This is a genomic window from Salmonella sp. 32020114201800008SM (assembly GCF_017572025.1).
Classification (GTDB): Bacteria; Pseudomonadota; Gammaproteobacteria; order Enterobacterales; family Enterobacteriaceae; genus Salmonella; species Salmonella enterica.
The window spans coordinates 350,536-362,510 of record NZ_JAGEQM010000003.1; the positions used below are offsets into that span (position 1 = coordinate 350,536).

At 52.3% G+C, this 11,975-nt stretch carries 8 protein-coding genes and 7 tRNA genes; 13 read left to right on the forward strand and 2 right to left on the reverse strand.

The annotated features are described in order from the left end of the window. Positions 1-145 precede the first annotated feature (145 nt). Positions 146-1,813, reverse strand: a complete 1,668-nt coding sequence (gene glnS, locus J4613_RS11020; RefSeq protein WP_001287181.1) for a glutamine--tRNA ligase — start codon at positions 1,811-1,813, stop codon at positions 146-148. 210 nt (positions 1,814-2,023) lie between these two features. After that, positions 2,024-3,976, reverse strand: a complete 1,953-nt coding sequence (gene nagE / locus J4613_RS11025) for a PTS N-acetyl glucosamine transporter subunit IIABC (RefSeq protein WP_001023068.1) — start codon at positions 3,974-3,976, stop codon at positions 2,024-2,026. A gap of 326 nt (positions 3,977-4,302) precedes the next feature. Between nagE and nagB the strand changes: the two genes are divergently transcribed. The 13 genes from nagB to J4613_RS11090 all read left to right on the forward strand — a co-directional run bounded on the left by nagB (position 4,303) and on the right by J4613_RS11090 (position 11,936). Continuing rightward, positions 4,303-5,103 carry a glucosamine-6-phosphate deaminase gene (gene nagB, locus J4613_RS11030; protein ID WP_001237059.1) on the forward strand — a complete coding sequence of 267 codons (801 nt, stop codon included), beginning with the start codon at positions 4,303-4,305 and terminating at the stop codon, positions 5,101-5,103. Between the two features lie 59 nt (positions 5,104-5,162). Further along, positions 5,163-6,317: an N-acetylglucosamine-6-phosphate deacetylase gene (nagA, locus tag J4613_RS11035; protein ID WP_000271186.1), complete on the forward strand. Its 1,155-nt coding sequence runs from the start codon at positions 5,163-5,165 to the stop codon at positions 6,315-6,317. Between the two features lie 4 nt (positions 6,318-6,321). Further along, positions 6,322-7,542, forward strand: coding sequence for a DNA-binding transcriptional regulator NagC (nagC, locus tag J4613_RS11040; RefSeq protein ID WP_000187578.1), 1,221 nt, complete (start codon positions 6,322-6,324; stop codon positions 7,540-7,542). A 46-nt stretch (positions 7,543-7,588) separates the two neighbouring features. Continuing rightward, complete coding sequence (gene nagD, locus J4613_RS11045) at positions 7,589-8,341, forward strand: ribonucleotide monophosphatase NagD (RefSeq protein ID WP_000153143.1); 753 nt, start codon at positions 7,589-7,591, stop codon at positions 8,339-8,341. Positions 8,342-8,630: 289 nt separating this feature from the next. Next, positions 8,631-10,295, forward strand: coding sequence for an asparagine synthase B (gene asnB / locus J4613_RS11050; RefSeq protein ID WP_000337034.1), 1,665 nt, complete (start codon positions 8,631-8,633; stop codon positions 10,293-10,295). Between the two features lie 221 nt (positions 10,296-10,516). Next, positions 10,517-10,593 (forward strand) — tRNA-Met (locus J4613_RS11055). Positions 10,594-10,601: 8 nt separating this feature from the next. After that, positions 10,602-10,686: transfer RNA gene (locus J4613_RS11060), tRNA-Leu, on the forward strand. A 23-nt stretch (positions 10,687-10,709) separates the two neighbouring features. Next, positions 10,710-10,784: transfer RNA gene (locus J4613_RS11065), tRNA-Gln, on the forward strand. Positions 10,785-10,819: 35 nt separating this feature from the next. Continuing rightward, positions 10,820-10,894: transfer RNA gene (locus tag J4613_RS11070), tRNA-Gln, on the forward strand. Between the two features lie 15 nt (positions 10,895-10,909). Then, positions 10,910-10,986, forward strand: a tRNA-Met gene (locus J4613_RS11075). A gap of 46 nt (positions 10,987-11,032) precedes the next feature. Beyond that, a tRNA-Gln gene (locus tag J4613_RS11080) sits at positions 11,033-11,107 on the forward strand. Positions 11,108-11,150: 43 nt separating this feature from the next. After that, positions 11,151-11,225 (forward strand) — tRNA-Gln (locus J4613_RS11085). Between the two features lie 135 nt (positions 11,226-11,360). After that, the gene (locus J4613_RS11090) at positions 11,361-11,936 is read left to right on the forward strand and encodes a membrane protein (protein WP_001109079.1); all 576 of its coding nucleotides are present in this window, start codon (positions 11,361-11,363) and stop codon (positions 11,934-11,936) included. The last annotated feature ends 39 nt before the right edge of the window (positions 11,937-11,975 follow it).

An 11,975-nucleotide genomic window follows, 5' to 3' on the forward strand; every position in this document is an offset into this window, starting at 1 on the left:
ACGCGTTTTGGCGAGCACTGCCCAGGTCCAAAATGGCAAGTAAAATAGCCCTAATGGGATAGGCTCTTGGAAATGCAGAGAAAAAACGCCGCAGAACGCGGCGTTGACAAGGTATTTTTACAGCATTCGCCTGTTGGCGCAGTGCTTATTCGCCCGCTTTCGCCCAGGTATCACGCAGGCCCACGGTACGGTTAAAGACCAGCTTATCGGCCGTTGCATAGCGGCTGTCGAGGCAGAAGTAGCCTTCACGTTCAAACTGGAAAGCTTTCCCTGCTACCGCCGCTTTCAGCGACGGCTCGCCATACCCCTGCTTAATCACTAATGATTCGGGGTTGATAACGGACAGGAAGTCCTCCGCGGCGCCTGGATTCGGCACGCTAAACAGACGGTCGTAGAGACGAATTTCAATCGGCAGCGCATGTGCTGCGCTAACCCAGTGGATTACGCCTTTCACTTTACGCCCGTCAGCCGGATCTTTACTCAGCGTATCGGCATCATAGGTACAGAAGATGGTGGTGATATTCCCTTCGGCATCCTTCTCTACGCGCTCCGCTTTAATGACGTAGGCATTACGCAGACGCACTTCTTTGCCCATCACCAGACGCTTGTACTGTTTGTTCGCTTCTTCGCGGAAATCCGCGCGATCGATCCAGATCTCACCGCTAAACGGCACTTCACGGCTGCCCATCTCCGGTTTATTCGGATGGTTAGGCATGGTAACCATTTCGCTCTCACCCTGCGGGTAGTTTTCGATAACCAGTTTTACCGGATCGATTACCGCCATCGCGCGCGGCGCGTTTTCGTTCAGATCTTCGCGAATGCAGGATTCCAGCGACGCCATCTCAATGGTGTTGTCCTGCTTAGTGACGCCGATGCGTTTGCAGAACTCACGAATAGAAGCCGCGGTATAGCCGCGACGGCGCAGACCGGAAATAGTCGGCATACGCGGATCATCCCAGCCTTCGACGTGTTTGTCGGTCACCAGCAGGTTCAGCTTACGCTTGGACATCACGGTGTATTCCAGATTCAGCCGCGAGAATTCGTACTGGCGCGGGTGAACCGGAATGGTGATGTTGTCCAGCACCCAGTCGTACAGACGACGGTTATCCTGGAACTCCAGCGTACACAGAGAATGAGTAATGCCTTCCAGCGCATCGCTGATGCAATGAGTAAAGTCGTACATCGGATAGATGCACCACTTGTTGCCGGTCTGATGATGCTCGGCGAATTTAATGCGATACAGCACCGGATCGCGCATCACGATAAACGGCGACGCCATGTCGATTTTAGCGCGCAGACAGGCTTTACCCTCTTCAAAACCGCCGGTACGCATTTTTTCAAATAGCGCGAGGTTCTCTTCGACGCTGCGATCGCGGAACGGGCTGTTTTTACCCGGCGCGGTCAGCGTACCGCGGTATTCACGGATCTGCTCCGGCGTCAGCTCATCAACGTAGGCCAGGCCTTTATTGATTAGCTCGACCGCATAGGCGTGCAGTTGGTCAAAGTAATCGGAGGAGTAGCGAATATCGCCAGACCAGTGAAAGCCTAACCACTCGACGTCGTTTTTGATCGAATCAACGTACTCGATATCTTCTTTTACCGGGTTGGTGTCATCGAAACGCAGGTTGCACTGGCCCTGATAATCTTGCGCGATGCCAAAGTTCAGGCAGATAGATTTCGCGTGGCCGATGTGCAGATAGCCATTCGGCTCCGGCGGAAAACGGGTATGGACAGTGGTATGTTTACCACTCGCCAGATCTTCATCAATAATCTGACGAATAAAGTTAGTCGGGCGGGCTTCAGCCTCACTCATCGTGGATTCCTCAAAGCGTAAACAACGTATAACGGCATATGATCTTATAAGCCGGACAGACTGACAACCTTTAGTTACTTAAAAAGTGGCTTTGCAGAAAATATTGGGGCTAATTGCGGTAAAAAAAAGCGGCGAAGGTTTCCCTCTGCCGCTTATGTTTCCTGTGATATCGCCGGATGGCGTCTTACGCCTTATCCGGCCAGGAAGCGATTATTTGCTCTTGATCTCGTACAGTGGCGTTTTACCCGCTACCACGTGACCATCCGCTTTGATGACCAGAGCGCTGAAGTCATCGCTGTTGCTGCAAACAACCGGGCTTATCATGGAACGCGCATTGGCATTCAGGAAGTCCAGATCCAGTTCCAGCACCGGCTGACCCGCCGTGACTTCCGCACCCTCTTCTACCAGACGCTTAAAGCCCTGACCGTTCAGCGCGACGGTATCGATACCCATATGGACAACGATCTCCGCGCCTTTTTCGGTTTCCAGACAGAACGCGTGGTTAGTGTTGAAGATTTTCACGATAGTACCCGCCGCCGGAGAAACCACGGTTTTATCGGTGGGTTTCACCGCCACGCCGTCGCCGACCGCTTTGCTGGCAAACGCTTCATCCGGTACCTGATCCAGCGCCACTACCTCACCGGTAATCGGAGAGACCAGTTCAGCGATAGTCACCGCATTCGGCACCGCCTGGGGTTTGGCCGCCGGAGCAGGTGTCGCAACGTGAGCCGCATCAGCAGACGCTGCCGCGACCGGCCCCCGCGCCACCACTTTCTTCATTTCATCGCCAATCGATTCCGCTTTCGCGCCGACAATAACCTGAATGGTCTGTTTGTTCAGTTTCACCACGCCGGAAGCGCCGAGGCGTTTGCAGGCCGCATCGTTGACGCGAGCAGAGTCGTTCACGGTCAGGCGCAGACGGGTAATACACGCATCGATCGCTTTCAGGTTGTCCGTACCGCCAACCGCAGCAATATAGCTGGTCGCCAGTTGCGTTAACCCTTCTTCGGTGTTGCTGTTGGCTTCTTCCGTTACCATCTCATCAACTTTATCTTCGCGGCCCGGCGTTTTCAGGTTAAACATACGAATAACCGCGCTGAACAGCAGGAAGTAGATGATAAAGAATACAACGCCCATCACCAGCAACATCCAGACGTTATTGCTGGCCGCTGGCAGGTTATACATCAGAACATAGTCGATCGCGCCTGCCGAGAAAGAGAAGCCCGCATGGATACCCAGCAACGTCGCGACGAACAGGCTGATACCGGTCAAAATGGCGTGCAGGAGGTACAGCAGCGGCGCCAGGAACATAAACAGGAATTCCAGCGGCTCGGTTACGCCGGTCAGAAACGCGGTGATCGCAACAGACAGCAGCATACCGCCCACCATCGGACGACGTTCTTTCGGCGCGGCGAAATACATCGCCAGAGCGGCGCCCGGCAGGCCAAACATCATGATCGGGAAGAAGCCGGACATAAACATCCCCGCCGTGCCGTCGCCAGCATAGAAGCGGTTGATGTCGCCGTGGAATACAGTGCCTGCGGCATTGGTGAATTCGCCAATCTGGAACCAGGCGATGGTGTTCAGTACCTGATGCAGACCGGTGGGGATCAGCAGACGGTTGATGAAGCCAAAGATACCGGAACCCAGCGCGCCTGCGGAAACGATCCATTCACCGCCCGCATGGATGCCATGCTGTACCGGCGGCCAGACGTAACCGAAAATAGCGGCCAGCACCAGACAGAAAAAGCCCGTTGCGATCGGCACAAAACGTTTTCCACCGAAGAAACTGAGAAAATCAGGCAGTTTGATACCAGACCAGCGATTATAAACCGCGCCGCCGACCAGACCGGTAATAATCCCCGCCAGCACGCCCATGTTGATTTCCGGGTTAATCGTCACCATCGCTTTGGTCATGACGAAGTAACCCACGGCTCCCGCCAGCGCTGCCGCGCCTGCGCTATCTTTAGACCAACTGGAGGCCACGCCGATAGCGAAAACCAACGCCAGGTTATCGAAAATAGACCCGCCCGCTTGCGCGATAAACGGCATATTCAGCAAATCTGGTTGGCCGAATCGCAGCAACAACGCTGCCACCGGCAACACGGCGATAGGGAGCTGCAACGCCCTACCCAGCCGCTGGAAAAAACCTAAAATATTCATCTTATTCCCCCTACGAGACGCCGATATGGCTTCTTTGAAGCCGTTTTTTATTGTGCTGCAAACGTTAAAAACGTGATGTTCTGTAATCGAACGGTGAGATCATCTTCTGCAGAGTGTGTGGAAAATTAATTCGCCTCGCAAATTAAACGGGTGTTTTTTGTGATTATAATCACTAAATATCGTAATTACCCCCACCATCCACTGGCTAACACGGAAAACTTATTTTATGATTCAAAAAATCAGGACGGATTGAACACGAACCCTGGATATCCAGGTTACGCTTAATACGATCCGCCAAATTTTGACATTGATTATTGAGGTGAAGAATGAGACTGATCCCCCTGAGTACCGCAGAACAGGTTGGCAAATGGGCCGCTCGCCATATCGTTAACCGTATTAATGCGTTCAAACCGACCGCCGATCGTCCGTTTGTCCTTGGGCTGCCTACCGGCGGCACGCCGCTAACGGCGTACAAAGCGCTGGTTGAGATGCACAAAGCGGGCGAGGTCAGCTTTAAGCATGTGGTCACCTTTAATATGGACGAATATGTTGGCCTGCCGAAAGAGCACCCGGAAAGCTACCACAGCTTTATGCATCGTAACTTTTTCGATCACGTTGATATTCCAGCAGAAAACATCAATCTTCTCAACGGTAACGCACCGGATATCGATGCGGAATGCCGTCAATATGAAGAAAAAATTCGTTCTTACGGTAAAATCCATCTGTTTATGGGCGGCGTCGGCAACGACGGTCACATCGCCTTTAACGAACCGGCGTCTTCCCTGGCTTCCCGTACCCGTATCAAAACGTTAACCCATGATACTCGCGTAGCGAACTCCCGCTTCTTTGACGGTGACGTAAACCAGGTGCCGAAATACGCGCTGACGGTAGGCGTAGGCACGCTGCTGGATGCGGAAGAAGTGATGATTCTGGTGCTGGGCCATCAGAAAGCCCAGGCGCTGCAGGCGGCGGTTGAAGGCAACGTCAACCACATGTGGACCATTAGCTGCCTGCAACTCCATCCGAAAGCGGTTGTGGTATGCGATGAGCCTTCCACAATGGAACTTAAAGTTAAAACATTGAAATATTTCAATGAATTAGAAGCAGAAAATATTAAAGGTCTGTAATGTTGTCTCCGCCCCGCCAGTCAATGTGGGGCGGTAAATTTTTGATATCGGGGGTCAGAATGTATGCTTTAACCCAGGGCCGGATCTTTACCGGTCACGAAATTCTTGATGACCATGCGCTTGTTGTCGCTAATGGCCTGATTGACCGCGTTTGTCCGATGGCCGAACTGCCGCCGGGAATAGAACAACGCTCATTGAATGGGGCCATTCTCTCCCCCGGTTTTATTGATGTGCAGCTAAACGGCTGCGGCGGCGTGCAGTTTAACGATACCGCAGAAGCCGTCAGCGTTGAAACGCTGGAAATTATGCAGAAAGCCAATGAAAAATCGGGCTGTACTAACTTTCTGCCAACGCTTATCACTACCAGCGACGAATTGATGAAACAGGGCATTCGCGTCATGCGCGAATACCTGGAAAAACATCCACACCAGGCGCTGGGTCTCCACCTGGAAGGCCCCTGGCTTAATTTGGTAAAAAAAGGCACCCATAATCCTGATTTCGTGCGTAAACCAGACGCTGCGCTGGTCGATTTCTTGTGCGATAATGCCGACGTCATCACCAAAGTTACACTCGCGCCGGAAATGGTGCCTGCCGACGTAATCGCTAAACTGGCGAATGCGGGCATTGTGGTTTCCGCAGGTCACTCCAACGCGACGTTAAAAGAGGCAAAAGCGGGCTTCCGCGCCGGGATTACCTTTGCGACTCACCTGTTTAATGCGATGCCGTACATTACAGGGCGTGAGCCGGGCCTTGCTGGCGCTGTTCTGGACGAAGCGGATATTTATTGCGGCGTTATCGCCGATGGTCTGCATGTCGACTACGCCAACATTCGCAATGCCAAACGCCTGAAAGGCGACAAACTTTGTCTGGTGACAGACGCCACCGCACCGGCGGGGGCCAATATTGAGCAGTTCATTTTCGCAGGTAAAACAATATACTACCGCAATGGACTGTGTGTGGATGAAAACGGTACGTTGAGCGGTTCGTCCTTAACCATGATTGAAGGCGTACGCAACCTGGTCGCGCATTGCGGCATCGCGCTGGATGAAGTGCTGCGCATGGCAACGCTCTATCCGGCACGCGCTATCGGCGTTGATAAACATCTCGGTAGCATTGCGCCGGGTAAAGTCGCCAACCTGACCGCGTTCACCCACGATTTTAAAATTATCAAGACCATCGTTAATGGTGACGAGGTCGTTGACTTGAGTAAGTGAGAATATGACACCAGGCGGACAAGCTCAGATAGGTAACGTTGATCTCGTAAAACAGCTTAACAGCGCGGCCGTTTACCGCCTGATTGACCAGCATGGTCCTATCTCGCGCATACAAATTGCCGAGCAAAGCCAGCTTGCTCCCGCCAGCGTAACGAAAATTACGCGTCAACTCATTGAACGCGGGCTGATCAAAGAAGTCGATCAGCAGGCCTCTACCGGAGGCCGCCGCGCTATCTCTATCGTCACGGAAACCCGTAACTTCCACGCCATTGGCGTTCGCCTGGGCCGTCATGACACCACTTTAACGCTCTACGATCTGAGCAGTAAAGTGGTCGCTGAGGAGCATTATCCGCTACCGGAGCGCACCCAGGAGACGCTGGAACATGCGCTGCTCAACACCATCGCCGTCTTTATTGATAGCTGTCAGCGTAAAATTCGTGAATTGATCGCTATCTCGGTGATCCTGCCAGGGCTTGTCGATCCGGAAAGCGGCGTGATTCGTTACATGCCGCACATTCAGGTTGAAAACTGGGGACTGGTCGAAGCGCTGGAAAAACGGTTTCACGTTACCTGTTTCGTGGGACACGATATCCGTAGCCTGGCGCTGGCGGAACACTACTTCGGCGCCAGTCAGGATTGCGAGGACTCGATTCTGGTGCGCGTTCATCGTGGTACAGGCGCCGGGATTATCTCCAACGGACGCATCTTCATTGGCCGTAACGGCAACGTCGGCGAAATTGGGCATATTCAGGTGGAGCCGTTGGGCGAGCGCTGCCACTGCGGTAATTTCGGCTGTCTGGAAACCATTGCCGCCAATGCGGCGATTGAACAACGGGTGCTGAATTTGCTTAAACAAGGGTATCAAAGCCGTGTTCCGCTTGACGACTGCACGATTAAAACCATCTGTAAGGCGGCAAACCGGGGCGACAGCCTGGCCTCGGAAGTCATTGAGCATGTTGGTCGCCATTTGGGCAAAACGATCGCCATTGCTATCAACCTGTTTAATCCGCAAAAAATCGTCATTGCCGGCGAGATCATTGAAGCCGATAAAGTCCTGTTGCCCGCTATCGAAAGCTGTATCAATACGCAGGCGTTAAAGGCCTTTCGCAAAAATTTGCCGGTGGTACGCTCCACGCTGGATCACCGTTCTGCTATCGGCGCATTTGCCTTAGTTAAACGCGCCATGCTCAACGGAACATTGCTGCAACGTTTGCTGGAAAGTTGATGCGCTCTTATAGTATCGGATTATTCACAAATTCCCTGGGTAGTTCATGACCATCAAGAATGTAATCTGCGATATCGACGGCGTGCTGATGCACGACAACGTAGCCGTACCCGGTGCGGCGGAATTTCTGACGGGGATTCTGGAAAAAGGTCTGCCGCTGGTGCTGCTGACCAATTACCCGTCGCAAACCGGCCAGGATCTGGCGAACCGTTTTGCTACCGCTGGCGTTAACGTGCCGGACAGCGTGTTTTATACGTCAGCAATGGCGACAGCCGATTTTCTGCGCCGTCAGGAAGGTAAGAAAGCGTATGTCGTGGGCGAAGGCGCGCTCATTCACGAGCTCTATAAAGCGGGTTTTACCATTACCGATGTGAACCCTGATTTTGTCATCGTTGGAGAGACCCGCTCCTACAACTGGGACATGATGCATAAAGCAGCATTTTTCGTCGCCAATGGCGCGCGCTTTATCGCCACCAACCCGGATACCCACGGTCGCGGCTTTTATCCGGCCTGCGGCGCGCTGTGCGCAGGCATTGAAAAAATTTCCGGCCGGAAGCCGTTTTATGTCGGCAAACCCAGCCCGTGGATCATCCGCGCGGCGTTAAACAAAATGCAGGCGCACTCGGAAGAGACCGTTATCGTCGGCGACAACCTGCGCACCGACATTCTGGCGGGGTTCCAGGCCGGTCTGGAGACCATTCTGGTGCTTTCAGGCGTATCAACAATCAATGATATTGACAGTATGCCGTTCCGCCCAAGCTGGATTTACCCTTCCGTCGCCGAGATAGACGTTATCTAAACCTGCCCCCTGCCCGATGACGCGCCGCTTTCAGGCCTACGGTTCGAACAACATTGTAGGCCTGATAAGCGAAACGTCATCAGGAAAAACATAATTCAATTAAACCACGATAAAACTGAAGATCCATCAATAAATCCGCGCAATACGTAATCATTTTTCACTAATCAACAATGACGATTGCATTTTTCATTTTTCAGACCGTAATCCCCTTGCGCCTTCCACGCCTTTGCGGCATTTTTTAGTCAAGCAAACACAAAAAGTACGACGCAACAGATTAACGGAGAAGGCTATGTGTTCTATTTTCGGCGTATTCGATATCAAAACAGATGCAGCGGAACTGCGTAAAAAAGCCCTTGAACTGTCACGCCTGATGCGCCATCGCGGCCCGGACTGGTCCGGCATCTACGCTTGCGATAACGCGATTCTCGCACATGAACGTTTGTCGATTGTTGATGTTAACGCCGGCGCCCAGCCCCTGTATAACGCCAGAAAAACCCACGTGCTGGCGGTGAACGGTGAAATTTATAACCATCAAACGTTACGCGCGGAGTATGGCGATCGTTACGCGTTCCAGACAGGCTCCGACTGCGAAGTTATTCTCGCGCTATATCAGGAAAAAGGGCCGGATTTCCTTGACGATTTACAGGGGATGTTCGCCTTCGCCCTGTATGACAGCGAAAAAGACGCTTATCTGATTGGTCGTGACCATATCGGTATTATTCCGCTCTACATGGGCTATGACGAATTCGGCAACTTCTACGTAGCGTCAGAAATGAAAGCGCTGACCCCGGTCTGCCGCACCATTAAAGAGTTCCCGGCGGGCAGCTACCTGTGGAGCAAAGACGGCGAAATTCGTCAGTACTATCAGCGCGACTGGTTCGATTACGATGCGGTAAAAGACAACGTCACCGACAAAAACGCGCTGCGCCAGGCGCTGGAAGAATCCGTGAAAAGCCACCTGATGTCCGACGTGCCCTATGGCGTGCTGCTCTCCGGCGGTCTGGACTCGTCGGTTATTTCGGCAATCACCAAAAAATTCGCCGCCCGTCGCGTCGAAGATCAGGAGCGCTCCGAAGCCTGGTGGCCACAGTTGCACTCTTTTGCGGTCGGTCTGGAAGGTTCGCCTGACCTGAAGGCGGCCCAGGAAGTGGCTAACCACCTCGGCACCGTGCACCATGAAATTCACTTCACCGTGCAGGAAGGCCTTGATGCCATTCGTGATGTTATCTATCACATTGAAACCTATGACGTGACCACTATCCGCGCCTCAACGCCGATGTATCTGATGTCGCGTAAGATCAAAGCGATGGGCATCAAAATGGTGCTCTCCGGCGAAGGTTCCGATGAGGTGTTTGGCGGCTACCTGTACTTCCATAAAGCGCCGAACGCCAAAGAGTTACATGAAGAGACGGTCCGTAAGCTACAGGCGCTGCATATGTATGACTGCGCCCGCGCCAACAAAGCGATGTCCGCCTGGGGCGTGGAAGCGCGCGTACCGTTCCTGGATAAAAAATTCCTCGACGTGGCGATGCGTATCAACCCACAGGATAAAATGTGCGGCAACGGCAAGATGGAAAAACACGTGCTGCGCGAGTGCTTCGAGTCTTATCTGCCAGCAAGCGTCGCGTGGCGTCAGAAAGAGCAGTTCTCTGACGGCGTAGGCTACAGCTGGATCGATACGCTGAAAGAAGTGGCGGCGAAACAGATTTCCGATCAACAACTGGAAACCGCCCGCTTCCGCTTTCCATACAACACGCCGTCGTCTAAAGAGGCGTACTTGTACCGGGAAATTTTTGAAGAATTGTTCCCGGTGCCGAGCGCGGCGGAATGCGTACCCGGCGGCCCGTCCGTGGCCTGTTCTTCCGCCAAAGCCATTGAGTGGGATGAAGCATTCAAAACGATGGATGACCCGTCAGGCCGCGCGGTCGGCGTGCATCAGTCGGCGTACCAGTAAATTAACGATGACGAAAGAGCCCTTAGGGGCTCTTTTTTTATAGCAAACCACTTTCGGAAAAACGATTAATAACCAATAATTGCCGAATATTGCGCCACGCTGTTCGCAACCTAACCAAACAGACACTTTCCGACGTTTTTCGATGAAAAAGAGGTTGACGCTTCAAGGCTCAATACGCATAATGCGCCCCGCAACGCCGATAAGGTAACGCGAAAAAAGATGGCTACGTAGCTCAGTTGGTTAGAGCACATCACTCATAATGATGGGGTCACAGGTTCGAATCCCGTCGTAGCCACCATCTTTTTTGCGGGAGTGGCGAAATTGGTAGACGCACCAGATTTAGGTTCTGGCGCCGCAAGGTGTGCGAGTTCAAGTCTCGCCTCCCGCACCATTCACCGATAAGCGTTGTACGGATGGGGTATCGCCAAGCGGTAAGGCACCGGTTTTTGATACCGGCATTCCCTGGTTCGAATCCAGGTACCCCAGCCATATTTCTTCGAGTTTGCGGTTCACCGCGACGGTATTGGGGTATCGCCAAGCGGTAAGGCACCGGTTTTTGATACCGGCATTCCCTGGTTCGAATCCAGGTACCCCAGCCATCGAAGAAATCATCTGGCTACGTAGCTCAGTTGGTTAGAGCACATCACTCATAATGATGGGGTCACAGGTTCGAATCCCGTCGTAGCCACCATATTCAGAACACGTCGAGGTATTCGACCGGTTCGAAAATAATTTGTTGGGGTATCGCCAAGCGGTAAGGCACCGGATTCTGATTCCGGCATTCCGAGGTTCGAATCCTCGTACCCCAGCCAGTTTTAAAGACGCTCTGCTAATGAGCGCAAGAAGTACGACAATTGGGGTATCGCCAAGCGGTAAGGCACCGGATTCTGATTCCGGCATTCCGAGGTTCGAATCCTCGTACCCCAGCCACCTTTAAAAAGCTCGCTTCGGCGAGCTTTTTGCTTTTCTGCGTTTATAAATTCCGAAAGAGGTTTTCCCCTTAATGCCCTGCTATCAGTAAAACGCTATCATAAAGCCTTACAGGGAGCGTTCGGTAACCTCACAATGAATTACCAGTTTTGTTGGTATCTCTTTTTGCGGCCATTAACATTTTTTATGGTCGTCTTGCTCTGCGCTTTCACCTTCATTGATATCACGGCCAGCGCCGCCTGGTTGATTATTTTGGGTCTGGTTTACCCCGTGGCAGTGTCAATGAGGCTACATATACTGCACCAGAAAAAGGCCGTCATGTTGCGCCAGAATAGTGCGGAATGGATAGTGTATCTGCCAGGGATCCCTGTGCAAGAAAAACAAAGCGCGCTGATTAATGTCGCGTTTTCCTCGAAAACGGCGCTGCGTGGATTCTATATTCGCGCCCTGTCCAGCAAAGTCATTCTTCACATCATCACTTTTTATATTCTGTGGTTTGATGTCCAACATGCAACACTGACGTGGTATCGGATTATCGCCGCATTAATCACCCTGGCGATTCTTGTAAAATCAATGAGTTCCACATTACTGATGCTACATAAAGTAGTACGTTGCCAATACAACGTATGCACAATTGAAATGGCATCACCTTGGTATGAAATTGATTTTAAAGGGAAATTAGGTTTATGTGCTTTATTTGCAGTAAAGTAAGATGTCAATACGCTTACCCGACCTGCAATTGAGCGTTTT